The sequence below is a fragment of the Methanonatronarchaeum thermophilum genome, assembly GCF_002153915.1.
In the GTDB taxonomy this organism is placed as follows: Archaea; Halobacteriota; Methanonatronarchaeia; order Methanonatronarchaeales; family Methanonatronarchaeaceae; genus Methanonatronarchaeum; species Methanonatronarchaeum thermophilum.
Window position 1 is genome coordinate 392,238 of sequence record NZ_MRZU01000004.1, and the last position, 24,534, is coordinate 416,771.

Annotated in this window: 26 protein-coding genes and 4 tRNA genes; 10 read left to right on the forward strand and 20 right to left on the reverse strand. The window is 37.5% G+C overall.

Annotation, left to right across the window (positions count from 1 at the left end; genetic code table 11):
• The first annotated feature begins 2 nt into the window (after positions 1–2).
• Together dapB and AMET1_RS06915 are read left to right on the forward strand one after the other, a co-directional pair.
• Complete coding sequence (gene dapB, locus AMET1_RS06910; RefSeq protein WP_086637747.1) at positions 3–893, forward strand: 4-hydroxy-tetrahydrodipicolinate reductase; 891 nt, start codon at positions 3–5, stop codon at positions 891–893.
• A complete protein-coding gene (locus tag AMET1_RS06915) occupies positions 878–1,381 on the forward strand; it encodes an amino acid-binding protein (protein WP_086637748.1) in 504 nt (167 codons plus the stop codon). The genes dapB and AMET1_RS06915 overlap by 16 nt, the downstream gene beginning before the upstream one ends.
• Before the next feature lie 6 nt (positions 1,382–1,387).
• Here the strand turns inward: AMET1_RS06915 and tfe are convergent, their stop codons facing one another.
• The 4 genes from tfe to AMET1_RS06935 form a co-directional block, all read right to left on the reverse strand.
• The gene (tfe, locus tag AMET1_RS06920) at positions 1,388–1,903 is read right to left on the reverse strand and encodes a transcription factor E (RefSeq protein WP_161490819.1); all 516 of its coding nucleotides are present in this window, start codon (positions 1,901–1,903) and stop codon (positions 1,388–1,390) included.
• 270 nt (positions 1,904–2,173) lie between these two features.
• Positions 2,174–2,689, reverse strand: a complete 516-nt coding sequence (locus AMET1_RS06925; protein ID WP_086637750.1) for a tRNA (cytidine(56)-2'-O)-methyltransferase — start codon at positions 2,687–2,689, stop codon at positions 2,174–2,176.
• A 27-nt stretch (positions 2,690–2,716) separates the two neighbouring features.
• Positions 2,717–3,472 carry a DUF7839 domain-containing protein gene (locus AMET1_RS06930; protein WP_161490820.1) on the reverse strand — a complete coding sequence of 252 codons (756 nt, stop codon included), beginning with the start codon at positions 3,470–3,472 and terminating at the stop codon, positions 2,717–2,719.
• Between the two features lie 52 nt (positions 3,473–3,524).
• Entirely contained in the window at positions 3,525–4,016 is a 492-nt protein-coding gene (locus AMET1_RS06935; protein ID WP_086637752.1) for an ArsR family transcriptional regulator, read from the reverse strand.
• Between the two features lie 255 nt (positions 4,017–4,271).
• On the opposite strand from AMET1_RS06935, the gene AMET1_RS06940 reads away from it, so the two are divergent.
• Together AMET1_RS06940 and AMET1_RS06945 are read left to right on the forward strand one after the other, a co-directional pair.
• Positions 4,272–4,343, forward strand: a tRNA-His gene (locus AMET1_RS06940).
• Positions 4,344–4,489: 146 nt separating this feature from the next.
• A complete protein-coding gene (locus AMET1_RS06945; RefSeq protein WP_086637753.1) occupies positions 4,490–4,948 on the forward strand; it encodes a hypothetical protein in 459 nt (152 codons plus the stop codon).
• A gap of 291 nt (positions 4,949–5,239) precedes the next feature.
• On the opposite strand, the gene AMET1_RS07945 is transcribed toward AMET1_RS06945, so the two are convergent.
• The 3 genes from AMET1_RS07945 to AMET1_RS06955 are packed head-to-tail and all read right to left on the reverse strand — an operon-like array spanning position 5,240 to position 7,022.
• A complete protein-coding gene (locus tag AMET1_RS07945) occupies positions 5,240–5,410 on the reverse strand; it encodes a hypothetical protein (protein WP_161490821.1) in 171 nt (56 codons plus the stop codon).
• Positions 5,407–6,585, reverse strand: a complete 1,179-nt coding sequence (gene thiI / locus AMET1_RS06950) for a tRNA uracil 4-sulfurtransferase ThiI (protein ID WP_086637754.1) — start codon at positions 6,583–6,585, stop codon at positions 5,407–5,409. The genes AMET1_RS07945 and thiI overlap by 4 nt, the downstream gene beginning before the upstream one ends.
• A 56-nt stretch (positions 6,586–6,641) precedes the next feature.
• Positions 6,642–7,022, reverse strand: a complete 381-nt coding sequence (locus AMET1_RS06955) for a DNA polymerase ligase N-terminal domain-containing protein (RefSeq protein ID WP_086637755.1) — start codon at positions 7,020–7,022, stop codon at positions 6,642–6,644.
• Positions 7,023–7,289: 267 nt separating this feature from the next.
• Here AMET1_RS06955 and mtnP point away from each other — a divergent pair, with 267 nt between their 5' ends.
• From mtnP to AMET1_RS06975, 4 genes are read left to right on the forward strand one after another with little or no spacing between them, the layout of a single operon-like run.
• On the forward strand, positions 7,290–8,138 hold the full coding sequence (gene mtnP, locus AMET1_RS06960) for an S-methyl-5'-thioadenosine phosphorylase (RefSeq protein ID WP_086637756.1): 849 nt from the start codon (positions 7,290–7,292) through the stop codon (positions 8,136–8,138).
• 22 nt (positions 8,139–8,160) lie between these two features.
• Positions 8,161–9,456, forward strand: a complete 1,296-nt coding sequence (locus AMET1_RS06965) for an amidohydrolase family protein (protein ID WP_086637757.1) — start codon at positions 8,161–8,163, stop codon at positions 9,454–9,456.
• A 4-nt stretch (positions 9,457–9,460) separates the two neighbouring features.
• Positions 9,461–10,687, forward strand: a complete 1,227-nt coding sequence (locus AMET1_RS06970) for an adenosylhomocysteinase (protein WP_086637758.1) — start codon at positions 9,461–9,463, stop codon at positions 10,685–10,687.
• A gap of 55 nt (positions 10,688–10,742) precedes the next feature.
• The gene (locus AMET1_RS06975) at positions 10,743–12,371 is read left to right on the forward strand and encodes a potassium channel family protein (RefSeq protein WP_086637759.1); all 1,629 of its coding nucleotides are present in this window, start codon (positions 10,743–10,745) and stop codon (positions 12,369–12,371) included.
• A gap of 361 nt (positions 12,372–12,732) precedes the next feature.
• Here the strand turns inward: AMET1_RS06975 and AMET1_RS06980 are convergent, their stop codons facing one another.
• Both AMET1_RS06980 and AMET1_RS06985 read right to left on the reverse strand, forming a co-directional pair.
• The gene (locus tag AMET1_RS06980) at positions 12,733–13,803 is read right to left on the reverse strand and encodes a glycosyltransferase (protein WP_086637760.1); all 1,071 of its coding nucleotides are present in this window, start codon (positions 13,801–13,803) and stop codon (positions 12,733–12,735) included.
• A complete protein-coding gene (locus AMET1_RS06985; RefSeq protein ID WP_161490822.1) occupies positions 13,800–14,798 on the reverse strand; it encodes a glycosyltransferase family 4 protein in 999 nt (332 codons plus the stop codon). The genes AMET1_RS06980 and AMET1_RS06985 overlap by 4 nt, the downstream gene beginning before the upstream one ends.
• Before the next feature lie 57 nt (positions 14,799–14,855).
• Here AMET1_RS06985 and AMET1_RS06990 point away from each other — a divergent pair, with 57 nt between their 5' ends.
• A complete protein-coding gene (locus AMET1_RS06990; RefSeq protein ID WP_086637762.1) occupies positions 14,856–15,917 on the forward strand; it encodes a lysylphosphatidylglycerol synthase transmembrane domain-containing protein in 1,062 nt (353 codons plus the stop codon).
• Positions 15,918–16,135: 218 nt separating this feature from the next.
• On the opposite strand, the gene AMET1_RS06995 is transcribed toward AMET1_RS06990, so the two are convergent.
• From AMET1_RS06995 to AMET1_RS07035, 9 genes are all read right to left on the reverse strand, one after another.
• Positions 16,136–16,221, reverse strand: a tRNA-Gly gene (locus tag AMET1_RS06995).
• A 3-nt stretch (positions 16,222–16,224) separates the two neighbouring features.
• Positions 16,225–16,295 (reverse strand) — tRNA-Gly (locus AMET1_RS07000).
• An 8-nt stretch (positions 16,296–16,303) separates the two neighbouring features.
• Positions 16,304–16,377, reverse strand: a tRNA-Phe gene (locus AMET1_RS07005).
• Between the two features lie 346 nt (positions 16,378–16,723).
• Entirely contained in the window at positions 16,724–17,119 is a 396-nt protein-coding gene (locus AMET1_RS07010; RefSeq protein WP_086637763.1) for a cytochrome c maturation protein CcmE domain-containing protein, read from the reverse strand.
• The gene (locus tag AMET1_RS07015) at positions 17,109–17,240 is read right to left on the reverse strand and encodes a CcmD family protein (protein ID WP_086637764.1); all 132 of its coding nucleotides are present in this window, start codon (positions 17,238–17,240) and stop codon (positions 17,109–17,111) included. The genes AMET1_RS07010 and AMET1_RS07015 overlap by 11 nt, the downstream gene beginning before the upstream one ends.
• Positions 17,241–17,295: 55 nt before the next feature.
• Complete coding sequence (locus tag AMET1_RS07020) at positions 17,296–18,141, reverse strand: DNA glycosylase (RefSeq protein ID WP_086637765.1); 846 nt, start codon at positions 18,139–18,141, stop codon at positions 17,296–17,298.
• An 84-nt stretch (positions 18,142–18,225) separates the two neighbouring features.
• On the reverse strand, positions 18,226–19,176 hold the full coding sequence (locus AMET1_RS07025) for a replication factor C small subunit (RefSeq protein WP_086637766.1): 951 nt from the start codon (positions 19,174–19,176) through the stop codon (positions 18,226–18,228).
• A 153-nt stretch (positions 19,177–19,329) separates the two neighbouring features.
• Positions 19,330–19,737: a hypothetical protein gene (locus tag AMET1_RS07030; protein WP_086637767.1), complete on the reverse strand. Its 408-nt coding sequence runs from the start codon at positions 19,735–19,737 to the stop codon at positions 19,330–19,332.
• Positions 19,738–19,748: 11 nt separating this feature from the next.
• Positions 19,749–20,591 carry a phosphatase PAP2 family protein gene (locus tag AMET1_RS07035; protein WP_086637768.1) on the reverse strand — a complete coding sequence of 281 codons (843 nt, stop codon included), beginning with the start codon at positions 20,589–20,591 and terminating at the stop codon, positions 19,749–19,751.
• Positions 20,592–20,970: 379 nt separating this feature from the next.
• Between AMET1_RS07035 and AMET1_RS07040 the strand changes: the two genes are divergently transcribed.
• Complete coding sequence (locus AMET1_RS07040) at positions 20,971–22,233, forward strand: hypothetical protein (protein ID WP_086637769.1); 1,263 nt, start codon at positions 20,971–20,973, stop codon at positions 22,231–22,233.
• A 194-nt stretch (positions 22,234–22,427) separates the two neighbouring features.
• Here AMET1_RS07040 and AMET1_RS07045 read toward each other — a convergent pair whose 3' ends face one another.
• Positions 22,428–23,324, reverse strand: coding sequence for a CheF family chemotaxis protein (locus AMET1_RS07045; protein WP_086637770.1), 897 nt, complete (start codon positions 23,322–23,324; stop codon positions 22,428–22,430).
• Complete coding sequence (locus AMET1_RS07050; protein ID WP_086637771.1) at positions 23,324–24,532, reverse strand: HEAT repeat domain-containing protein; 1,209 nt, start codon at positions 24,530–24,532, stop codon at positions 23,324–23,326. Before AMET1_RS07050 ends, AMET1_RS07045 begins: the two co-directional genes overlap by 1 nt.
• Between the last annotated feature and the right edge of the window lie 2 nt (positions 24,533–24,534).

The following is a 24,534-nucleotide window of genomic DNA, read 5'->3' on the forward strand; positions in this document are numbered from 1 at the left end:
ATTTGAAGATTGCAGTTACCGGTTGTCTGGGTAATATGGGCTCGAGAATTGCAGAGGCAGTTATCGAGAGTGATGATCAAATTGTTTTTGCAGTTGAAGCCCCAGGCCATGAAGAGATAGGTGTTGATTTAGGGGAAACCCTGGGTTTTGGAGAGATAGGTGTTCCCATTTCATCGGCAGCCGATTTTAAAGAACTACTTGATTCAGAAAAACCAGATGTGGTAATTGATTTCACAATGCCCCAAGCAACACTTGGTTTTGTTGAAGATTGTATAGAGTCACGCGTAAACATAGTTGTAGGTACAACAGGATTTACAGATGAGGTCAAAGAAGCAATGTTAGGCGATATAGAAGACAGCGATATATCGGCTTTAGTTTCACCGAACTATTCGGTAGGAGTCAATGTTTTCTGGAAGCTTGTTTCGATGGCCGCTAGAACATTAAATTATGATGCAGAGATCGTTGAAGTACATCATAACCAGAAAGTAGATTCACCAAGTGGTACAGCGATTAAAACTGCAGATATAATAAAAGATATGCGGGGAGAAGGTGAATTTGTATACGGTAGGAGTGGAGTCCATGAAAGGGAGAAAACAGAGATAGGTGTACATAGTGTTCGCGCTGGAGATGTAGTCGGTGACCACACAGTATACTTCAGCGGTACCAACGCCGGTGAAAGAATCGAAGTAACCCACAGAGCACATGACAGACAAGCCTTCGTTCAAGGCGCATTGATGGCAGCTAGATTCCTGTTAGACCAACCACCAGGCCTATACAGCATGGACGACATACTAGGTTTCGGCCAACAAGAAGGAATAGATGAAGAGATAGCAAGGCCGAAAAGATGTAAAAAAGGTGGAAGGCCAGGTTTTGGAGGATGTGGACGAAAGTAGAATCCCATTTCGAGAGCTATCCCGCTCAAAAGAAAGTAATGCGGCTTCTATTAAAAAGAGGGTTCAAAATAGATGAACAAGGAACCATACGTTCAGGCAGTATACGGATACCCAAAGCCCAAATCGCTCAAGAAGTAGAAGTAGACAGAAAAGCAGTTGACGCAGCAATCAAACGTATAGAAAACAACGATTTCCTGCGAGATATTTTCCACAACCTAAGGTCGATGACTCTACTTGAAGACGTAGCTCCAAAACTAGGTTTAGGGATAACAATAATAACACCTACAGATGCTGCAAAAAAAGGGATATTAGGCAGAGTAGCAGCAACAATCTCTAAAAAAGACATAAGCATATACCAAGCGATAGCAGACGACCCAAACCTAACAGACAACCCAAAATTAACAATAATAACAGAAAAAAGAATCCCAGGAAACACTATAGATGAATTAAGAGAGATAGAAGGAGTTAAAAAAGTAACTATCTCCTAAACCTCTTTAAATCGAATCTTTAAGTCTCTTTATCTCTTTTTTTATCTCTTCTATAATCTCTTCGTTCTCATGATGCATCAAACCCTCACCACATTCAGGACATTTAAAGTCTATATCTGTTGCTTCTTCAAAAGTCAGTTTAACGTGGTTCTCAGGACACAAATAAAACACATTCTCTTCCTCAAAAACAAGACGTTCCTCCAACTCCTCAACTATCTGTTTCTTCCGTTTCTCCATCACATTTTCAGCATTATCCAAACTAAGCTTCCACGTATACGTAATCCACCCAGTATTGCTGTTTCTACTCCGGGTATATTCAGCCAACCCATTTTGATACAACTGATAAAGAATCCTTCGAACATCATTCAACTCCAACTCAACATTCTCAACAAGCTCTTCATCAACAGCAGTACCTCTCTCCTGCAGCTCCTTAACTACCTGAAGCGCTTCCTCACCAGACACTTCCTTTATAAAATCTCTAATCGTAGGATCTTCCAGTTTATTTCCATCAGAACTTGACAAAATAACACCACAACAAATTTTTAAATAAATCTACACCAGACATCTAAAACCAGGTTCAAAACCATAAATAAACCAATAACATTCACCAGCCTTAACCAAAACCTGTAAACCGAACCAACAAACATCATAGTTAACTCACACCAAACCCAGCCCAGACAACCCAGTATCCTCTATAACTATATGTTCTACAACAAAATAAAATCTTCTACACAACACCAAACCAAGAACCCACATTAATTCAATTTAATCAATTACTGATTCAAGTTGTTTTTAATCAAGGTATTTAACTTTTTTATCGTTTTCTGATGGAACGACTTTAACTTGACCATCAAAATGTTTTTTCAATTGCTTTCCATCATATATTCTATCTAAAAGAACTGCTAGAGCAGCAATTTCCGAATGAGGTTGGTTTGTAACCGATATATTGAGGTCAGCCAGTTCATAAACTCGGCCGGGAACTTTTTCAGCACCAACAACGACCAGTATATCCTGGTCAATAGATTTCAACTCACTTGATTTATCTACTAAACGCTCACCGTACATTGTTAAGTGAACAATCAACCCACTCCAATTTTTTAGTACACTACGCCAACTAACCCCAACCTTTACTTCAAAATCTCCACCAAAACGACTGGAAACATCATCGATGCTTTTTTTTATCTTCTCGTCACTTGACGTCAAAAACAATCCGTTTGCACCGAAAGCCCTACCAACCAAACCAACATGAGTAGTTATTCTCTGATCCCTCTGTGGCCTATGCCCCATTCTAAGAATCTTGATATCCATAAAAACCCCATATTCAATTCAGTTCAGTTAATGGCTATCTACGATACTGTAATCTATGTTGGATTCTTCGAGAGAGTCAACCAAATCCTGTAACTCAGTATGGCTACAGAAAACAAATACATCTAGACCATGGGATGCTGCATGTGAAACAGCTTGTTTGGCTCCAAAAAAAAGATCAGGTTCACCATAACTTTTACGCATCGCAACAAGACCGGGTAAGCCAACTGCTGCAGTTAAATCAATCTGCTCTCCAACTTCCACTTCGTATCCGATGTTAGAACCACCATCTTTTTTAGGTGGGACTCTGACAACAGTTACCTTACCAGGAGCCATATCTATGATGCCTGAAATCTCCTTGATGTTAACCTCATCTCCAACATCGGCATCTGAGGTTGCTACTCCGTGTGCTGAACTATCCTCTTTAGATCCAGCTTTTAACAACCCCCCCTCCATATACAACCCAACCTCCATACCCTCTGTAACATGTACTTCAGCTATAGCTGTAAAATAAGGAATCTTGTTCAAAACATTTCTCTGAATATCTTCATAAAAATTCTTCAGAAACTCAGACTGGTCAATTATTCTCTGAACACCCTCCATCGTAACATAATACCCCTCCTCGCCTTCTCTTAAAAACCCATCCTTCTTCAAAGTTTTTATGTTTTCAGAAACAGCTTGAGGAGTGATACCAAACTTTCTAGCTATGTTGGTCTGTTTAACACCAGGCTGGTTTCTAGCCACTTCAACAAGAATTTTCAACTTAGTATCAACTACATCATCCATCTTACCCATCTACATTCAATATTTATTAAACAACTATAATTTGATGGATTTTTTATTTCCGCTCAATCTTATTCCCACGTATATACACCGAGTCACTACGTCGAGCCATAGCTCTCACAAGCACTTCACTTTGCTCCAGTTTCTCAGACAAATCAGAAATAAACTCACTTCCGTTTTCAATCATACCCTCAAGAGCTTCTTGATCTTTCTCAAACAACTCATCGGAAAGCATTGATATATGAAGTATCTCAACAATCTCTTTCAAATCACACTCAAAATTAGCTTTAAACCTTGAATATGAAGTTTCATACTCCTTAACCGGACTACCGTTGTTCATACTCCAATGAGACTTAACAAGCCCTATAGAGTTAAGTAAATCCAACATCTCCTCAGCATCCTTACCGAACTCCTCCTCCAACTCATCCTGAGATACATCGCCATCAAAAACCTGTCTAAAAATCTCAGTATACCGATCGTTTTTAAAAACATGAAGGAGCGGTACCAAGTCAGCCGGATCGTTAATAATCTTGGTATTATTACTCATAAATACACCAATTCAGATTAAACAAAATTGTGTTAAATATAATTATAGTTACTCAAAATTAAAGTTTACTGAAAATTCAAAGTAAAACTCCCTACCTTTACCGCGAAGCAGATGCAAATGTCAATAACAAACAAACCACCGACTCAAAAACCACTACAAAAACTTAAATAACCAACAGGGTCATACATACTTCGGATCACTTAAACCAAACAATAAACTCCACACAGCTTAAGTGATTATCTTGATTTTATTGTGGCCGGGGTGGGGTAGTGGCTATCCTGTAGCCCTGTGGAGGCTACGATCCGGGTTCGATTCTCGGTCCCGGCCCTAAACCAACCAAAAACCACAGCTAAAAAAGCTTAGAAAAATTAACAAACAAGAAACTATTTTTTTACTAAACTCCACTCCAGATATACTGTTTCTACAAAAAATATATACCTTGGTTTAACTCACATAGCTGTTGTGAAATAAAAATGAACTACTTTTTTTTCAGCATGTTTTTCACTTTATCCCATATTATTTCATATTTCATTGCAGGAATAGCTAGTTATCTTTTTAGTAAAGACATGTATACGGGTGGTGAGAGAACACTTGATTTCTTAGTCGACCCATCTGAAGGCGATGAAGCAAAATTCACTGCATACAAGGTATTACCGGCTCAGATTGTTAGGGGTTTATTGATGTCTGTTGTTTTATATCCAGTGCTTGGTGCCATAGCCGACCTATCATTCACTACCCAGTTTCTGTTTTTCACAGGCCTGATGTATATATACACAGACCTGTCCTCTGCAGTCCCATTTCCCAGCAACATTGAAGGACAAGTATACATGAAAAAAAGACATTTAACCAAACACTCCTTCTTGAAACCCCAGATAGAGATAATCATATACAGCGTGATATTCGGGATTCTAGTCAGCTTGTTCGCATTCTAACAAGATAATAATTGATCGATTAAATTCTCCCTTAAATGGAGTGCAGGGCTTTTACTAACTTAAGTTTCTATTATCTGTTTTGATGTATATAGGTGAGGTAATGGGCATCGATATAGGTTTCAGGTATAGCCCACACTATCTTTACATCGAGCAATGCGTATATATGTATATATAGTATTTGGAATTTTTGTTGGGAACTTTTTTGAATATGTTTCAAGCACTTACATAACTAACTATTTATTTTGGTATCACTATAGAAATGGTTTTTCTTCTAATCTTTCTCAACGCGATTTAGAGTTTTAGCCAACTTCCGTCTTCGTGTGGGTCGGGGCATGGCCATTCTTCATCTGGTTCTCTACAGTTGCATTTTCGTTTGATTTTCCTGCGTGTTTTGTTTTTATTTTCGTTTTGGTTTTTGGTTTTATCTGTTTTTTTGGTTTTGTTTGTTTTTTGTTTTTTCATTTGTTTGCTCCTTTTTTGGGTTTTATTTTTTTCTGGGTTTGTTTTTCTATTGTTTTTTGGATGTGTTGGTTTATTTTTAGGTTTTGTTCGGTTTTTTTGATTTGTTTGGTTTTTGAGACTGTTGCTACTCTGTTGGGTAGTATTGGGCATTCTCCGATGTCTTCTGTTGATTGTTTGTAGAGTTTTAGTCTTCTTGATATTTTCTGTGTTTGTGTTTTGTCAACTCCTATTAGTGGTCGGTATATGGGTAGGTTTGTTGAGTTGTCTAGTGTCATTAGGTTGTCTAGTGTTTGTGATGCTACTTGGCCTACGCTTTCCCCTGTTATGATTCCTTTTGCGTTTTCTTGTTTGCAGATTTTTTCTGCGGCTTTGTACATTGCTCTTTTACAGATTATGCATGTTTGTTTTCCGGTTTTGTTTTCCATTTCTTGGTATATTTCTTCGAAGTTTAGTTGTATGAATTTGATTCCGTTTGGTGTGTATCTTGATAGTTTTTTGGCTACTTTGGTTGCTCTATCGTTTTCTTTTTTGTTTCCGTATTTGCCTTTGTCTATGTATAGTGCTATTGGTTCGCATCCTCTTTTTAGCATTAGAGCGGTTGCTACTGGGCTGTCGATTCCTCCTGAGAATAGTGATACGAGTTTTCCTTGTACTCCGTAGGGAAGGCCGCCTAAACCACGGTATGTATGTGTGTATATGTAGGTTTTTTCGTTTCTGACTTCTATGTTTACTGTGAAATCTGGGTTATCGAGGTCTACGTTTGCATTGAATTTTTTTCTTAGGTGGTCTCCGACAGAGATCTTTATGTCTTGGCTTGAGAAATCGTGTTCTCCTATTCTTCTTGCGTTTACTGCGAAGTTTAGATTGTTTGATAGTTGGTTTTCGCTTACTGTTGTTGAACCTTTGGTTATTTTTTCTAGGTTTGATTGAACTGTAATGCAGGGGCTGTAAGAAACTATTCCGGGTATGTATGAGAGGGCTTGTAGTGATTTGTCTATTGAGGGTGTTTCGAGGAAAACTCGGCCTCTTGGGGTTTTTAGTTTATATTTTTCAACGCCTTCTTGTTCGAGTGATTTTGTTATGTGGGATTTAAGTTTCTCGATTAACTGTCTCCGCACATAATTACTTTTTAAAGCGATTTCACCATACCTGATTAATATTAAATCCCATTTCATTAAATGACCTCAGAATCTGTTTATAGTATGTTTTTTAGCTCTATGGTTTAGTTGGTTTATTTTTTCTTGAAGAATAGCCAGTTTTCGGGGTTTTCTTTGGGTTGAAACCGGATTAGAACGTATTTGCCGTTTAGTTTTTCTCCATCTATATCGATTATTATCTCATTTGTTTCCCATTTAATTGGTTTGTAACTACCTTTGTCCCATACTGTTACTTCACCGGCTCCATACCTACCTTCTTCGATTTCGCCTTCGAAAAAAGCATAACCTTTTTCGTGGTCTTCGGTCTCTATTGCAAGTCTTTTTGTGGATGGGTCGGTTGAAGGGCCTTTAGGTATGGCCCAGCTTTTAAGAACACCTTCTTTTTCAAGCCTGAGGTCGTAATGCAATGTGGACGCGTCATGTTTTTGGATAGAATATATACGGCTTTTAGACATCACAAAAACCCTTAAAAATACAATCAGAAGCTATATAGAAATAAGTTTTTACAAATATTTTTTGTATAGTTTAGGTGGTTAGGGTGGTTTGTTTTTAAATCAATTTGAAGTTAAATCAGGTTGATATAATTTTGTCGATAAAGAATTAGTTGGAACAGCGATAACCATTATTGTAGTTCTGGGTAGGGGTGTGGAGTTTTGTGAGCTGGGTTTTGTTGGAGTTAGAGTTGTATAGTGTTTTGTATAGAGTTTTATAGGTGGTTTTAGATGAATAGAATTGGTATTATTGGTGGAAGTGGTATTTACGATCCCGAGTTGTTTGAAGATGTTGTGGAAAAACCGGTTGACACTCCGTTTGGATCTCCATCGAGCGATCCGGTTGTTGGGTATATTGGGGATAGAGAGGTAGTGTTTATTCCTCGTCATGGAGAGGGCCATAGGCACTGTCCAACAGAGGTTAACTATAGAGCTAATATCTTTGCATTGAAGAAGCTTGGTGTTGATAGGATAATTGCGGCAAACGCTGTAGGTAGTTTGAATATAGATGTTGAGCCTCTTGATATAGTTCTGCCTGACCAGATTTTTGATAGAACTAAAAAAAGGGATAGTACGTTCTATAGTGAGGGTGTTGTTGCACATGTTGGGTTTGCCGATCCATTCTGCCAACAACTATCTAAATCGATTGCCGATGTAGCTGGTGATGATTACTCTGTTGTTGAGGGAGGGACTTATGTAGCTATTGAGGGCCCTATGTTTTCAACACGAGCTGAATCAAACTTCTATCGGGACCAGGGATTCGATATAATAGGTATGACAGCTGTTCCAGAAGCTAAACTGGCTAGAGAGGCAGAGATATGTTACTCAATAATAGCAACGGTAACCGACTATGATGTCTGGCATGAAGAGGAGGATGTAACGATGGATTTGGTTGTTGAAAGGATGCAGAAAAACGAAAACGCTATTAAAGATGTGATAGCGAATGTAGTTCCTGAGATACCAAGGGAGAGAGATTGTGTTTGTTCTAGTGCGTTGGAAAACACAATAGCTACAGATCCTAGTGAAATTCCACGGGATAAAAAAGACCAACTGGAACTATTGATAGGTAAATACCTATAAAACCAGTTTTTTATGTGGTTGTATGGAAGTTGATTTAATACTTGAAGATGGAGTTATCGTTCCAGTAACTGAGGGAACGTTTAGAGGATCGATAGCTATCGATGATGGAGAGATAGTGGGTGTTGGTGAAAACCAGGAGATATTGAATAGATTCAAAGGAGATAGGTTGGATTTAGACGGCTCAATAGTTATTCCAGGCCTCATAAACACCCATACCCATCTAGCTATGACCCTTTTAAGAGGAGTGGCAGACGACCTACCTTTGGATACCTGGCTTGAGGACTATATATGGCCTTTGGAAGGTAGGTTGCAGTCCAGACACGTTTACGCTGGCTCGTTGCTTGGATGTCTGGAGATGATAAAAAACGGTATTACTTTTTTTGCAGACATGTATGTCGAGCAAAATATGGTGGCTAAAGCCGTTGAAGAAACAGGGTTACGGGCAGCTCTTTCTTTTGGTTTGGTAAGTATAAACAAGGATGAACAAGGAGTTAAAGAGGAGCTTGAAGAAGGTATAGAGGTCTATCAAAAACTTGCTGGAGCTGCTGGAGGTCGTGTAATAACAACTTTAGGCCCCCACTCCCCATCAACATGTTCAAAAGATTTTCTCAGAAAACTACGTGATTCAGTTGGTGACTGTTTGATACAGATACATCTCGCTGAAACCCAACAGGAGTTTGATCAGGTTATGGAGGAACATGGGGTTTCTCCAACCGAGCTGATTCACAATGTAGGTTTGTTGAATGAAAACACCGTTTGTGCACATGCGGTACACCTTACTCAAGAAGACATAGATTTGATAGCGCGTTCTGGAGCAACTGTATCCCACAACCCAACCAGCAACATGAAGTTAGCGTCTGGAGTGGCACCTATACCTGATTTGTTGGAGAAAGACGTTACAGTCGCTTTAGGAACCGACGGAGCTGCTTCAAACAACTCGCTCGACCTTTTTGGAGAGATGAAGTTAGCTGCGTTACTACACAAATCCAGTAATATGGATCCCACCGCTGTCCCAGCAATAGAGGTGCTTAAGATGGCTACAATCAATGGTGCGAAGGCATTTGGATTGGAAGATAGTTTAGGTTCGATCGAGGTAGGTAAAAAAGCAGATCTCACAGTAATCGATTCAAACTCACCAAACATGACACCTAAACACAATGTCGTGTCAAACCTCGTATACTCAACGACAAACCGTGAAGTGGAAACTGTAATTATAGATGGGGAGATAGTAATGAAAGACCGTGAGATACAGAGTTTTAATGAAAAAAAAGTGATCAAGCAGGCGGAAAAAATGAGTAAAGACATAATTGAGAAGTGAAAATATGGATGGAGAAAGAAAAATCAAGTGGGCAAGAGACCACATGCCGGTGATGGAAGAGATACGCAGTGAAATGTCAGAGAAAAAAACCTTAAAAGGACAGACAGTCGGTATGGCCTTACACGTAGAACCTAAAACAGCAGTGCTAGTAGAAACACTAAGAGACGCAGGCGCTGAAGTATATATAACTGGATGCAATCCATTAAGCACACAAGACGACGTTTCAAAGGCCTTAGACAACCAAAAAGGGATAACAAGCTATGCAAAAAAAGGAGTAACAAGAAAGGAGTATTACAAAGCCATCGACAACGTGATAGATAAAAAACCAGACATAACAGTCGACGATGGAGGAGACCTTGTTTTTAGAATACATCGAGAAAGACCCGAACTCATCAAAGACATACAGGGAGGTACAGAAGAAACAACCACCGGAGTCCATAGATTAAGAGCGATGGACAACGAAAAACAACTCAAATACCCAGTGATAGCGGTAAACGACACACCAATGAAAAGACATTTCGACAACATACACGGCACAGGCGAATCAACGATATCCGCAATCACAGCAACAACAAACATACAGATATCAGGAAAACAAGCAGTAGTAGCTGGATATGGATATTGTGGTCGTGGTGTAGCTCAAAAACTAGATGGATTAGGCGCCAGAGTAACAATAACCGAAACAGACCCCAACAAAGCTCTTGAAGCAGTTATGGATGGATTCGAAGTAGAAAAAATGAATAAAGCAATACAGAAAGCAGACATACTCATAACAACAACAGGAAACCGAGACGTCGTTCGAAAAGAACATCTAGAAAAAATAAACGACGGAGCATTACTCGCAAACTCAGGACACTTCAACGTTGAAATAGACATAGAAGCAGCAGAAGAAATCGCAGTAGAAACAAACAATGCCAGAGAAGGAGTAATCGAATACAAACTCAAAGACGGCAGAAAGTTCTACATAATAGCCGAAGGAAGACTCGTAAACCTAGCTGCACCACAGGGATTGGGACATCCAATAGAGGTCATGGACCTAAGCTTCGCAATACAAGCCCTCTCAATACAACACATACACGAAAACCAAAACCTAAAACCAAAGGTACATAACGTGCCAACAGAAATAGACCGTAAAGTAGCTAAAAATAAACTAAAAACAATGAACATAGAGATCGACCAGCTCACAGACAAACAAAAACAATACCTCGAATCATGGGACACAGGAACCTAAAAACCATATAACCAAAAACAGATAAACAAAACACTAAATTGAGGAAAAAAACTCTATGAAATGGTGGGCCAAAAGGATAGGACTCAGCATAATAGGCTTTATAGCAATAGTAGCATCCTTCACGTTAATATACCAATGGGGAATGTTCTATTTCGAAGGACAAGAAAGAAATATATACCAATCACTACAGAAAGTCATCGAAATATTAACCACCGCAGGCTTCGGAGGAGACGCAGAACACTGGACAACACTAGGAATGAACCTAATCGTTGTATCCATGAACCTAACAGCAGTCCTACTCATATTTATAGGCCTACCTCTTGTCGTAATACCCATGTTCAAAAGAGCCCTTGAAGGAAAGGTAGCAAGGTCAAGCGACCTAACCGACCACGTAATAATATGCAGCCACTCCCCAGCAGATGAAATACTAACCCAAGAACTAAAAAACTCAGACATACCTTACCTATTTATAGAAAGAAACCTCGAAACCGTTGAAAAACTCCTCGATATGGGACATGAAGCAATAGTTGGAGACCCAGAGAAAGTAGAGACATTAAAAGCTGCAAACGCCGATAAAGCCCGAGCCCTAGTTGCAGACGTAGGTGACTCCACAAACCCAACAATAATACTATCCGCAAAGAAAGTCAACCCACGAATCCGCGTAATAAGCATGACAAGGCTTGAAAAAGAAGAAAGATACCACATGCTAGCTGGAGCAGACTACGTAGTCAAATCCAGAAAGGTACTTGGAGAAAGCCTAGCAAACAGAGCACTATCATCCGTAGCAGAAAAATTCAACGAATCGATAGAACTAAAAACAAAACTAAAACCTGCCGAACTACTTGTAGAAGAAGAAAGCCCAATCATAGGAAAAAAACTAAGAGAAATAGAACAGTTCAACACACGAAAAACAACCGTAATAGGAATCTGGACCGGAGGCAAATTCATAGCATCACCAGAACCAGACACAGAAATCAAAGAAAACGCAATAATCCTAGTACTAACAGAAACACTATACTTCGAAAACCTAGAAGTAAGACCAATATCAAGCTACCACGGCAAACTAAACAAAGTAATAGTATGTGGATACGGAACAGTAGGCCCTTCAACAGTAAAAACACTAAAAAAAGCAGGTCTAGACGTCCAAACCATCGATTTAAACCCAGGTGAAAACATAGACATAGTTGGAGACGTAACAAACCTAGATACAATAAAAAAAGCAGACCTAAAAAACGCTAGATCCGTAATACTAACCCTAAACGACGACACCGCCGCAGTATACGCAACATTAATAATAAAACACGAAGCACCCGAAGTAGAGATAATAGCCAGAGCAAACAGCCCCGAAACAATATGGAAACTCTATAACGCCGGAGCCGACTTCGTACTATCACTACCAACAGTAGCAGGAGAAATACTAGCCTCAGTGATAATAAAAGACCGAACAATACTCACACCAAAAACAAAACTAGAGTTCGCAAGAATACCAATCAAAAAACACAGCGGCAAAACCATGGCCGAACTCGACATCAGGAATAAAACAGGAGCCACCATAATAGCAGTTGAACGCGAAAACAAACTACTCACAAAAATAAACGCAGAATTCGCAATAAAAAACGGAGACACCATGATAGCAGTTGGCAACAAAAGAAACATAAAAAAAATAAAACAACTCTTTAAATAAATATAGCCTAGCTAAGCCAATTCTAAAATAAAATAAAATAAAATAAAATAAAATAAAATAAAATAAAATAAAATAAAATAAAATAAAATAAAATAAAATAAAATAAAATAAAATAAAATAAAATAAAATAAAATAAAATAAAATAAAATAAAATAAAATAAAATAAAATAAAATAAAATAAAATAAAATAAAATAAAATAAAATAAAATAAAATAAAATAAAATAAAATAAAATAAAATAAAATAAAATAAAATAAAATAAAATAAAATAAAATAAAATAAAATAAAATAAAAGAAAATATAAATAGCAATTGGAGATGGAGTCAACATACCTTTGAAACGGTTTTCTGAAACCTACTATGTCAATCTTGATATAACTTTATTATTTCTTCAGCAATTTCTATAGAAGAATATTTCTCAACGTGATTTTTACTTTTATCTACAAGTTCTTCGTCATCTATGCAAGCTTTTATTTTATTTTCAAGCATGTCTATGTCTCCAGGTGTGTATAGATATCCGTTTTTTCCATCGATAATATTGTTTTTCAATCCTTTACAGTTGGCTCCAACCACAGGGGTTCCACAGGCATTTGATTCAAGGGCAACCAAACCCTGTGTTTCCGCTATTGAAGGGAAAACAAAAACATCCAATGTTGAATAGAAATAAGGTAGCTTATCCCGCTCCAACCAACCTAAAAAAACAACATTATCTAGGTTTTTAGCCATCGATTCATATCTCTCCCTACAAGGACCATCTCCAGCTATAGCCACCGTATATCCATCAAGTCTCTTGGAAACCTCTATTAGGTCTTCAAGGTTTTTTTCTGTACTATGTCTACCGCTATACCCGATCACCGGTTTTTCAAAACTAAACAAACCATCCTTTTTTTCATTAAAGAAATCTAGATCGATAGCGTTCGGAACAACCTTAACATTCCTTAAACCCTTCCCAACAACATCTTTCTTAATCTCTTTTGATGGAACGGTAACTATTTCAGCGGTCCCTAAAAACCTTTTCTCCCAACCGATATACAGGTATTTTAAAAACCTTTTTATCGGCTTTAAACTGGTTATATAATCTACATAATACTCAGGACATGTATGAAGTGTATTTATGTGTTTTGCGTTTTTCTTCCTTGCAATATACGCACCAAACCCACCTATAGAGAACTGGGTGTGCGTATGCACTACATCTAAATCTCCAAGCCGATCTGAAATAGCTTCAGGAAAACCAACTCTATATCCCTCATAAAAAGGTAATGAAAACGATTTAATTCCAATTTCGTTTTCACCACAAAGATAATCACTAGATTTAGGGAAAACTACAGTAACATCCAAACCCCGCTCAAAAAACTGTTTTTTAAGGAGAGAGATAGAGTAGGTAACCCCATTAATCTGTGGAAAATAACTATCCGTAAATAAAGCAACCTTCATAAATCCAAAACCTCCCTATAGATCTGATCCAACTTCTCACCCGTGTTTTCAAGGGAATGTCTTTCTGCTAAATCCAATCCATTAGAAACCAATTCCATTTTTAAACCATCGTCCTCAACAACCGACATAATGTGTTTTTTAAACTCTTCAACACAATCACCCTTCAAACACTCAACCCCATCTCTACAGTAATTAAAACCTGGAATATCCCTTAAAACTAAAGGCCTTCCACAAGCAGCTGCCTCAAGCACAACCAAACCCTGGTTCTCAGTATAACTCGGTAGGAAAAAAACATCGCCAGCAGAATAAGCTCCAACCACATCATCGACCCTACCGGTAAACAAAACATTATCAGGCGGGTTCTCAATCAACCTACTTACAGACCTTTTCTGAAGTTTTTTACGCAAAGGCCCAAACCAAACAAAATTAAATTCAGGCATTTCTTCAGCAACCTCAACAAAGCTCTCAACACCCTTCCTCTGAAAAGGAGAGCCAACGGCAAAAACTACGGTACCATCCAACCCAAACCTACTTCGATACTCCCGTCTTAAACCAGGGTCAAAACTATATTTGTCGATGTCAACCCCATTAGAAACAACAATAGGTTCTTCCACACCATATTCAACCAACCTCCTTTTAGTATACGTCGATGGACACAAAACAACATCTCCCTGACTATAATAAAAACCAAGATATTTTTTCAAAGGAACGGACCCATAATCACTCAACATAAAACTACCCTTAAAATCCTCACCGGTAGTGTGAGCATGAACAACAACCTTTCTACCCTTTCTTTTAGCTCTAAACAAATGAAATAGGGATTTAGGGCCAACTGTATTCAAATGAAGTATATCGAAACAACTCCAAGGATCATGTGTCAACTTCAACCCAGACCTACCCAACTTACCTAAAGCTTTACGTTGATTATCTGTAGCCACACCAATACCACTTGTATCAAGCCGGCTCTCCATCTCCAAGTAGATACACACCTTCATCTCGATATACAACACCATTAATTAAACTTATAAATCATTATTTTAGAGACACAAAAAATGAACAGACCAACCAAACTCCTACTAATCTCACTTGCAACAAGTATAGTTACAATTTCAGCATTAATAATCCTTACAGCCCCAGATGGATTGATTGACGGATTAATCCAAATAGAACTTCCTTATCTACTTCTAGCAGCAGCACTACATATAACCGGATGGATATTGTGGACGGCCAAAGTAAACATATTGGCCAAAGCATCAGAAATGCCCTTAAAATTCAATAAAACACTAAAAATAGTATTAACAAGCTCTTTCGCCGCAGCAATCACACCTTCATACGCAGGTGGAGAACCTGTACGCCTATGGCTATTAAGCCGTGAAGAAAAAAGCTCTGGAGGAGTCGCCAGCGCAATAGTAATAAGCGAAAGAGCAATGGACATCTTTTTCCTAATAATAATCGGAACCATAAGCCTGTTCGTAATAGGAGAACAATTCACAGAATACATATCACTACAGATAACATTCACATTCATAGCAATACTCTTCCTAACAGGAGCAGTAGGATTTATAACAAGCCTACTAAAACCACAACTAATCAAAAAAACCCTAAAAACACTATGCAAACCAATAGAAAAAATCAGACCAGGCACAAATAAACAAATCAACCGAGAAATAGACTCATACAACAAAATACTATGGAAATACATCAAAAACAAGAAAAAACATCTCTTGATAGCCTCAACCCTAACAATAGGAATATGGATAATCGAATTCACAATCCCATACATAATACTCATTGGATTAGGCCTAGAAATAAACCTCCTGATAGCATGGGCAGGATATGCATTACTAATGTTCTTAGTCATGATCCCAACAACACCTGGAAGCAGTGGTGTAGCCGAAATAGGCGCATCAATAATATACTCAACCCTTGTAGGAGCAGCATACATCGGGATATTCGTCCTACTCTGGAGAACAGTAACATACTACCTAGACCTGTTAATAGGAGGTATAACAACCTCAATAATGATAAAAGACATAACCAAAATAGAAGAAAAAATAAAAAACCCACTCAAAAAACCAGACAACAAACAAACCAACGAAAACAAATTAAAATAAAATAAATAAAAATAGAAACAACAACAACAAAAATAAACAAAAAAATTAATTTATTTTTTTTAACCCACTCTTGGTTTTGAGTTCGTAAACTGTGTATTTATTTATCTATGTTGGTTATACACGTACTCTTATTATTGGGGTAGGATGTGGTTTTCGGGATTTTGTAATCAGGATATCTAAATTTAGGTATTTTGAAAAGTGTTTTGAAAAAATGGTTATGCGGGTGCCGGGATTCGAACCCGGGCTATGAGCTTTCTTCGATGGTTCTTGGAAGGCTCAAGTCCTACCACTAGACCACACCCGCGAGTGCGCCGACCGGGATTCGAACCCGGGCTATGACCGTGGCAGGGTCATGTCATACCACTAGACCATCGGCGCTTTTTGTATGCCGCGGCCCGGATTTGAACCAGGGACAGCTGCCTCTTCAGGGCAGCGCTCTCCCAGACTGAGCTACCGCGGCGAACACGTATATCCTTATCACTCGTTGGTATTAAATTATTTGGTATTCAGACGGTGTTCTTCTTTGTTTTTGTAGGTTGTTTGTTTTTATTTCTCAGTTGTCTTAGTTTTTTTCTATAACTGTTTTTAAATTCAGATTAATGTGGTTTGAACTACTTTTGGTTCAAGCCCCGAGGCACTCTCCTTTGTTATCTGTAGATATCTTGTTGGGAAGGGTTTGATCTACAGTTTTAGATGTTTTTTATTGATTTTAGGGTGGAGTTTGATTGATTTTTTTCGATATAGTTTTGGTTTTTTTGGTGTTATTTTGAATGGTGTTGTTTTATTTCTCCTGTAATTTGGTTTGTTTAGTATGTGGTGGTTGAGGTGTATGTGTCTCGGCAGGGGGTTAGTATTTCTTTTGGCTCGATTGTGTCTTCGGAGATTAGTATTCCGTTTACTATGATGCGGTCTCCTTCGAGGCTTTGTAGGTTTAGGCTACCTGTATAGCCTTTTACGTGTAGTTGGTCTTCTGTGTTACTGTCTGTTATTATGAAGTTTCTTCCTGTGTCTGTGTTTTCTATTGAATCGTTTTTAAGTATTCCATCTGCTTGTACTGATTGGTCTATGTATCTGTCTGGGTTTTCGGTTATTTCTGATATATCTGTGTATCTATCCATGGATATTGGGGCGCCCCATAACCCTATGATGAGTGCTATTGTTATTACGATTATGCCGATTAGGTATTTTTTGTTAATTTTCACTTTTCAGGACCTCGATTTCTTTGTTAATTTTGTCCTGTTTCTTTTTGATCCAGAATAGATAGCCGGCGATAACTATCCAGACAATGAGGTATGCTGCAGATAGTAGTGTTAGGTCTTCCATGGATATTTCCTCTTAATACTATTTTCGTTGTATTTTATATTTAGGTGGTTTGTTGTTATCTGGTTATTGCATCTAGGAATATATATTGTTGAGCGTATCCTGCGTATTCACCCCATTTGTCTCTGGCGTATTCTTGTATTTCTTTGTCGGTCATGTCATTGAGTTTGTAGTTGTTTTTCATTTGTCTACGTATATTTACGTCTACTGGGAAGGAGTTGTAGTTTGAATAGCTGAATAAGGATATACAGTCCGCTATCTTGGTTCCAACACCCATTAAGGTCATTAGTTGTTCTCTGACTTCATGATGGTTTTTGTCATGTAGGCTGTTTAGGTCAACCACTCCGTCTTTTAACATACTGGTTGTTTTGGATAGGTATCTACTTCTATATCCGGCTTTTAGTTTTTTGAAGTCATCTGTAGTTAATTTATATAGCTCGTTATCCAGAGGTGGTAGGTAGACTTTATCCCCATCTATGGTTTTTTCGTGGCCGTGAAATTTGGTTAGGTTGGATATAAAATTAGATATGTTTCGGATGCAGTTGTTTGCGGATACTATGAATGCGATAACTGTGAATTGTGGGTCGAATCTTGTTATTCGTAGGCCACTGTGTTTTTCTGTTAGGTTTTTGATAAATTCGTCGGTGTTTATTTTGTTTATTATTGCTTCGATATCGTGGTGTAGACCTAGAAACTGTTTTACTGTTTTTTTAGGTACATCGGCTTTGTATGTGATGTGGTCGTTTTTTTGATGTAGTTTTATAGGTTTGTAGTTCTGGTTGTACTTGATAAATCCAGTGTAACTGCCTTTTTTTTCGTTGAACACGAAGTTTGGTGGCTGTCCACTGTATATTGTTTTGGATAGGTCGAATGGCTGTTTTATTTTTATTTTGTTGGTTTTCATTTTTTTAGTTATTATGGTTAGGGATGGGGTAAGTTGTTTTTTTGAGTTATGTGGTTGGGGTTGTTCCGCTTGTGGTGGGTGGTTTTATTTTTCAAGTGCGAGTCTTGCTAGCACTCCCTCGATTTGTATTCGTCCATCTGCACCTTCTATCATTCTGTATTCGGCTTCACCTATTAGGTCGATTAGTTCTACCTTTTTTTTGTCTGGTATATCTAGATCGTAGACCGATTTATGTAGTTGTTTTACTATGTCTTCTCCGGAAAGACCTCGTTCTATCATAAGTTCTTCCAGCCTCTCTCTGGTTTCTATGAAATCTTTGTTTATTGCGCTTAAAAACAGTTTTTTAATTTCTTCAGGCCTTGCCATTGAAGTTATTTGGTATATATCTTTTTCATCGACTTTGTCGCTTAGAGACGCTGCTGATTGTAATGCGTTGATTGATCTACGCATGTCTCCATTGGATATGTGTTCAAGGGCTTCTAAAGCTTCATCTGTAATCTCTATCTCTTCTTCTATAGCTATATATTTTAGACGTTTTTTTACTGCTTCGCCTGGCACTCTAGAAAACCTAAAAACAGTTGTACGTGACTGGATTGGCTCAATAATTCTAGATGAATAGTTTGCGCTTAAGATAAAACGACAGTTGTCGCTGAAACTCTCCATGGTACGTCTCAATGCAGATTGAGCATCCGATGTAAGTGAGTCGGCTTCATCTAAAAAAATTATTTTAAAATCTGCTCCACCGATCGATGAAGATTTAGCGAAGCTTTTAATCTTACTCCTAACTACGTCTATACCTCTTTCATCGCTTGCGTTTAATTCGGTGAAGTTCATGTTCCATGTATCGCTAAACAACTCCCTGGCTATAGCGACGGCTGAAGCAGTTTTACCCACGCCAGGTGGTCCAGCAAAAAGGAGATGTGGAAGATTTCCTGTTTTAACATAAGATTGAAGTCTATCGATAACTCTGTCCTGACCAACTATATCTTCAAGGCCTTCAGGCCTATACTTCTCAACCCATATTTCTTGTTTCATAGCCATCCCAAATTTGTTTTAACTTAAACTAAATCTTTTTTATTTCTCCATCTTTATACGATTGAAGTATGTCCAACCGATATTTAAAATGAAATTGGAGTTTTTTGGTTTGATTTTAATAGATAAAGGATTAGATCCATCTTTTCCTGAATTTTAATTAAAACTATATTGGTAGGGATATCTATCCACTCTGAATCCTATTTCTCTCACCGTTTCACCCTCTTGTTCAAGTTGTAGCGATATTTTATCTTTGTTGGAGTTGAAGGTAAAATCTAAGTAAATTATTTTATTTCCATCAACTACAACGTGCGTCTCTTCAACCAACTCTCCATTAACACTTAGTTTTAATAATCCTTCAACCGGTTCGTCCGCTCTATTGTATATATTTACAAATATCGTTCCTTCGCCTGAATCAAAGTCTATATCGATAGTTCCAGTGTCATCTATTTCAAGACATCCTCTTTCTGGTAAACTTGAAACAGATACTAACCCAAAAATGGAGAGGAATAGGATGATCAATACGGTTATTGGAACAAGATTGTTAGCTATTTTTTTCAGCAACTAAAACACCTTCATCTAAATCTCTTTAACCATTGTATAGTTCTCTGAATCCATCTATCAAGGAAATCAAGTTCGTAATTCACGTTATATCCAACCAACCCAGCAAATATTCCTAATAAAGTTCCAGCAACTACATCAAGCACCCAATGTACTCCTAAATACATAGTTGAGGCCAAAACCGATATTGCAAACATCCATGAAACAACCATCCACAGACCATACAATTTTTTGTTTCGGTATGCTTGTGTAGCTATTACCGCTACTGTTACAGATATGGAGGAATGTAGGCTCGGCATACAGTTATTAACACCATTAACCCAGATAATAAAATCATTAGCAGGTAGATTAACGGAGAATAGTAATGGAGCAACTCCCTCTAAAACCATCCAAGATTCATAAACAGGTAAAAACAAAAAGAATGGTAAAGCAACCATATAATTAATTAAATAAGATAGAACTGTAGCTTTAACTTCTTTCAAACTGTCACAGTAAATATAAAGTGATATAGAGAACACTATCAAGAATATATAGATAAATACGTATGTGAAAAACATATACCCAGTTAAAAACGGAGTTACTATAACTTGGAATAATGAGACAACCCCTCCTTCAACCCCATAAATAATCGGAGTTAAATCAAAACCGATATACTGGCCTAAATCCGATAAAACACGGTTTTGGATTGTGTTTAACAGAAAAACCATAATAAGCGCTGTAATATAGGCTTTGTACTTAAAAACCATATCCATAGCTCTATTGAAATCAAGAGAGATGTCACTCGGTTTGAAAGCTTTTGCTCCAACGTAGAATAACAGTATATTTACAAAGATTATTACAGCTGCAACTAAGTACATACTAAATATTCAGGAAATATCAATCTCCCTACATTCCCCCAAATAACTTTAAAAACCTAATTGATATACAAATTAATTATTTTTTCCATTATTAATCTGTATCTGAAAAGAGACTTCTTAATTTTCAATAATTTGGTAGAAATAAAAAGAAAACAGAAAAAACTCTATTTGATCAATAATTTTTAAAGACATTTATTACGTTTTTTATTACGCTTAGTTTTTTAGTTTGATTTAGGGTTTTTTGATAGATCTTACAATAGATTAAAATAACATGATTGTTTAATATCTTTTCAGTACATTCGATAATAACTAAATATTGTTTTGAATGTTAAGGAATATCGCATGTGTTGTCGTTTTTGTTTTGTAGGAGGTTATGTAAGTGGGTATATTTAGGAAAATTTTAGTTGTTTTGTTGGCGTTTTTACTTGTAGTTGGTTTTGCGTTCACCGCTTCAGCTATAACTGCTGAGAGAACTGTGTTGAATAGTGATTTTGTTAAAGATACGATTGATAATGAGGAACTTCATGTTTCGATTCATAGTGAATTTATCTCTATTTTGGAGGATGAAATGGATGAAGAAGATGAAGAAGAACTTCCTCAAGAAATGATTGATATTTTGGGGAAAACCATCTCGGCTGACTTCATCCGTGATGTAATGCACAAGAACATCGATTTGGCTTACGAATATATAGATGGGGATAGAGATGAATTGATTTTTGAAATCGATGTTGATGATTTCGAAAGCAATTTTGAATTGGAGTTTGAAAAATATTTACTAAACAGCAGTATGACTGAGATAACAGAGTTGTTGCCTGGGAATGGAGGGATGGAAGATTTAGAAGAACTCCATGAATACAATGGTGTGGTGTACAATATATCAATGATTGACCGAATGCTAGAAAGTGAAGAATCATACAACGAAGTAGTTGATGAGTATCGCTCTGATTTAGCTGCAATAGTTGGTGAAGAAAACGTTGATGACGTTATCCAAGAAAATATCGATGAAATAAGAGATGAAGTTGAGGGTGATTTTGATGGTGATGCTGAGGAAGAGGCTTTCGTAAATGCCTATGTTGATATGATGGTAACTCCTTTAGAATCGATAGGTAATGAAGACAGTTACAGTGTTTTCTTAGATAACATGGAGGATAATAAATCTGAGTTCTCAAGTGAATTTACCAATGCCTTTATTGGTCAAATTACTGAGGATATGCCAACTGAAATCAACTTAACCGATGAGATGGATGAAGACGATGTTGGGTTGGTTGAAGACGCTAGAAACTTACTGCAACTGTCTTGGATAGCTATATTGGTAGGTGTTATCGGGATCTTAGTTTTCACTGGATTGATCTGGTTAGTTTCAGGTTCGTTGATAACTACTGCTTATTCAGCGGGAGCCGCAGCGTTGATCTCAGGGTTGATAGGGATCTCAAGTTACTTTACAGCACCCATGGTTTTAGACAGATTTAGAAACGAGTTAGGTGAAGACGCACCAGAAGTCCTAATAGATGGCATTGAAGCTTTCGTGACTAACATCGTTGAAGTTCAAACGATAATATCGATATTGATACTGATGTTGGCAGTTGTTTTACTGGGAGTTGGGATATACCTGGCCAGAAAAAACAACGATGAAGCAAAATGAGGTTAAACAGATAGATCTGGCGTTTTTACTGTATTTTGGTTTGTGAGTGGGTGTGAAATACATCCACTCTGTATACTAATTTTTTGTTTTTTTGTTTCTAAGTTTAGCTCGTAATAGATAATAGGGTTTTTTTGGAGCTGATTTTTTTGTTTGTTTTGGTTCAATGTTTTTGTTTGTTTTTTTTGTGTTTAGGTTTATTCTTCGCCCATTACTTTTGAGGCTAGGTTTCTTCCTCTTGTTGTGAGTTCGACTTCTCTTCTTTTTCTTATTTCATTTAGGGCGTTTATTTCGACCAGTCTTTCGTATATTTCTTCGACTTTGTCTACGTCTACTCCGATGAAGTCTGGTATGTCGAATGGTGATATTCCGGAGTATAGGGCCATTATGATTTCTTTTTCTTTTTGGTCTAATTCTATTTCGCTTTTAACGTGTTTTTCGAAGCTTTCTTTGATGAAGTTGTTTATTACGCTTAAAGTGACTTTTGGGGCGTATATGTAGGATACTACAGATACTCCTTCGTCATTTATTCTTTCTATGACTAATGTGTCTTTTTCTTCTCCTTTGAAGTCTTTGAACTCCATTGATATGTTTTGTACGTTTTCTAGGTTTAGGTTTAGGATGTTTCCGTCTTCGTCTACGAAGTGCATTGATTGTTTTTTGAGTGTTGTTTTTGCTTTTTTCCATTTTGTGTCGTCTTGTAGTACTCCTCCTTTTTTTACTGGGTCTTTGACTACCACGATTTTGTTGTCAGCGAAGTATTTTAGTAGTATTCTTTTGAATTTTTTTAGTTCGCTGTCTTTCATGCTTGTTATTAGTGATACGGTTCTTTCTCCGTTTTTTTTGTATACTATCCCTACGTAATCGCCTTGTTTGAGTACTTCTTGGTTTAGGTTGAATTGGCCGCCTATCTCTTTCATTGATTTGAGTTTTATTTTTTTTCGGCCTTTTTTGTTCACTAGCCAGAGGTTTTTGTTTGTTAGAATTATTTTTCCTTTAACCCATTTGGCGTCAACTCTGCGTGTGTTTCCTTTTATTAGGGGGTGTATGTATCCACCTATCATGTCGAATAGTTTTTTTTCAGAAGAACCCATTATTCTCCTCCGAGTTTGCTGTATGCCTTTGATGCGAATATACGTACTTCTTCAGAGTCGTCTTCCATTAGTTCTTTTATCTGTTCAAGTGCTTTTCTGTCGCCTATTTCTCCTAAGGCATATGCAGCCATTTTTCTTACGTTTTTATTGTTTTTGTTTAATGCGGTTAGTAAAGGGTTTACGGATTCATTACCTATATTGATTAGGCTTAATGTTGTTATCCTTCTTATTTGGGGATCGTCTTCACTTAGGAATGATATTAAGTTGTTTACAACTTCTTTGTCACCGATTTGGCCTAATAGCCAGATTGCGTTTCTTCTTATTGAAAGTCTTTTACCGTCTTCTGCTGCTACCAATATTTTTTTGTGGTCTAGGTCTGAATCGAATCTTTCGATTTTTTCTGAGATTTCTTTACGTAGTTCGTGGCTTCTTTGTTCTGGTATTTTGGATAGGAAATCCATTAGGGCGAATGCTGCGGCTTCTTTAACTATGTCTTCTTTGTCGCTTAAGCCATTTACGATTGCTTCCATTACTTTTTCTCCTAGGTAGTCGCTTAGTGATAGGATTGCTTGTTCTCTGACTGCTTCGTCTTTGTCGTTTGCTGATTTTATTAGTAATGGTTTTGTTTTTTCCCCTCCTATTAAACTTAGTGAATTGACTGTTTCTCTTCGTACATCGGCGTGTTTGTCGTCTAGTAGTTTTGATAGTGGTTTTATTGCTTCTTTCTCCCCTATTGACCCTAGTGATATTGCGGCGTTTTTACGTACATCTTTATCTGGATCTTTGAGTGCGTTTATCAATGGTTCTACTGCTCTTTTATCTTCAATTCGACCTAAGGCTAGTGCTGCGTCCATTCTAACATAATTGTTATCGCTTTTCAATGATTTTATAAATATTTTCAGTAGGTCTCCCCATTGGTTTTTTTGTGTATCTTTGTCCAGTCCTTTCATCCTTTCTATAAGTAGCCAAACTGCGTCTGTGTCATCCATCCAGGCTAAAGAGTTGGCTGCTGCCCTCTTAACTTTTTTAGGTTGTTTTTCACTGAATATAACGTCGATTAGCGTTTTTATGCTTTTTTCTCCACCTATGGACCCTAATACTTCAGCAGCCCTACATCTCACATTGGTATTACTACTGTTCTCGATGTGCTCTTTTAATCCATCGACATTTCCTTCACGTTCAAGACTGTAGAGACTTTTCTTCACCATCG

Bases quoted from the DNA above. Each gene is read 5' to 3' on its own strand.
- AMET1_RS06915 (WP_086637748.1), top strand. From the start codon at position 878: ATGTGGACGAAAGTAGAATCCCATTTCGAGAGCTATCCCGCTCAAAAG.
- AMET1_RS06925 (WP_086637750.1), bottom strand. From the start codon at position 2,689: ATGGATATCAAGATTCTTAGAATGGGGCATAGGCCACAGAGGGATCAG.
- AMET1_RS06930 (WP_161490820.1), bottom strand. From the start codon at position 3,472: ATGGATGATGTAGTTGATACTAAGTTGAAAATTCTTGTTGAAGTGGCT.
- AMET1_RS06935 (WP_086637752.1), bottom strand. From the start codon at position 4,016: ATGAGTAATAATACCAAGATTATTAACGATCCGGCTGACTTGGTACCG.
- AMET1_RS06945 (WP_086637753.1), top strand. From the start codon at position 4,490: ATGAACTACTTTTTTTTCAGCATGTTTTTCACTTTATCCCATATTATT.
- AMET1_RS07945 (WP_161490821.1), bottom strand. From the start codon at position 5,410: ATGAAAAAACAAAAAACAAACAAAACCAAAAAAACAGATAAAACCAAA.
- thiI (WP_086637754.1), bottom strand. From the start codon at position 6,585: ATGAAATGGGATTTAATATTAATCAGGTATGGTGAAATCGCTTTAAAA.
- AMET1_RS06955 (WP_086637755.1), bottom strand. From the start codon at position 7,022: ATGTCTAAAAGCCGTATATATTCTATCCAAAAACATGACGCGTCCACA.
- mtnP (WP_086637756.1), top strand. From the start codon at position 7,290: ATGAATAGAATTGGTATTATTGGTGGAAGTGGTATTTACGATCCCGAG.
- AMET1_RS06965 (WP_086637757.1), top strand. From the start codon at position 8,161: ATGGAAGTTGATTTAATACTTGAAGATGGAGTTATCGTTCCAGTAACT.
- AMET1_RS06970 (WP_086637758.1), top strand. From the start codon at position 9,461: ATGGATGGAGAAAGAAAAATCAAGTGGGCAAGAGACCACATGCCGGTG.
- AMET1_RS06975 (WP_086637759.1), top strand. From the start codon at position 10,743: ATGAAATGGTGGGCCAAAAGGATAGGACTCAGCATAATAGGCTTTATA.
- AMET1_RS06980 (WP_086637760.1), bottom strand. From the start codon at position 13,803: ATGAAGGTTGCTTTATTTACGGATAGTTATTTTCCACAGATTAATGGG.
- AMET1_RS06985 (WP_161490822.1), bottom strand. From the start codon at position 14,798: ATGAAGGTGTGTATCTACTTGGAGATGGAGAGCCGGCTTGATACAAGT.
- AMET1_RS06990 (WP_086637762.1), top strand. From the start codon at position 14,856: ATGAACAGACCAACCAAACTCCTACTAATCTCACTTGCAACAAGTATA.
- AMET1_RS07015 (WP_086637764.1), bottom strand. From the start codon at position 17,240: ATGGAAGACCTAACACTACTATCTGCAGCATACCTCATTGTCTGGATA.
- AMET1_RS07020 (WP_086637765.1), bottom strand. From the start codon at position 18,141: ATGAAAACCAACAAAATAAAAATAAAACAGCCATTCGACCTATCCAAA.
- AMET1_RS07025 (WP_086637766.1), bottom strand. From the start codon at position 19,176: ATGAAACAAGAAATATGGGTTGAGAAGTATAGGCCTGAAGGCCTTGAA.
- AMET1_RS07035 (WP_086637768.1), bottom strand. From the start codon at position 20,591: ATGTACTTAGTTGCAGCTGTAATAATCTTTGTAAATATACTGTTATTC.
- AMET1_RS07045 (WP_086637770.1), bottom strand. From the start codon at position 23,324: ATGGGTTCTTCTGAAAAAAAACTATTCGACATGATAGGTGGATACATA.
- AMET1_RS07050 (WP_086637771.1), bottom strand. From the start codon at position 24,532: ATGGTGAAGAAAAGTCTCTACAGTCTTGAACGTGAAGGAAATGTCGAT.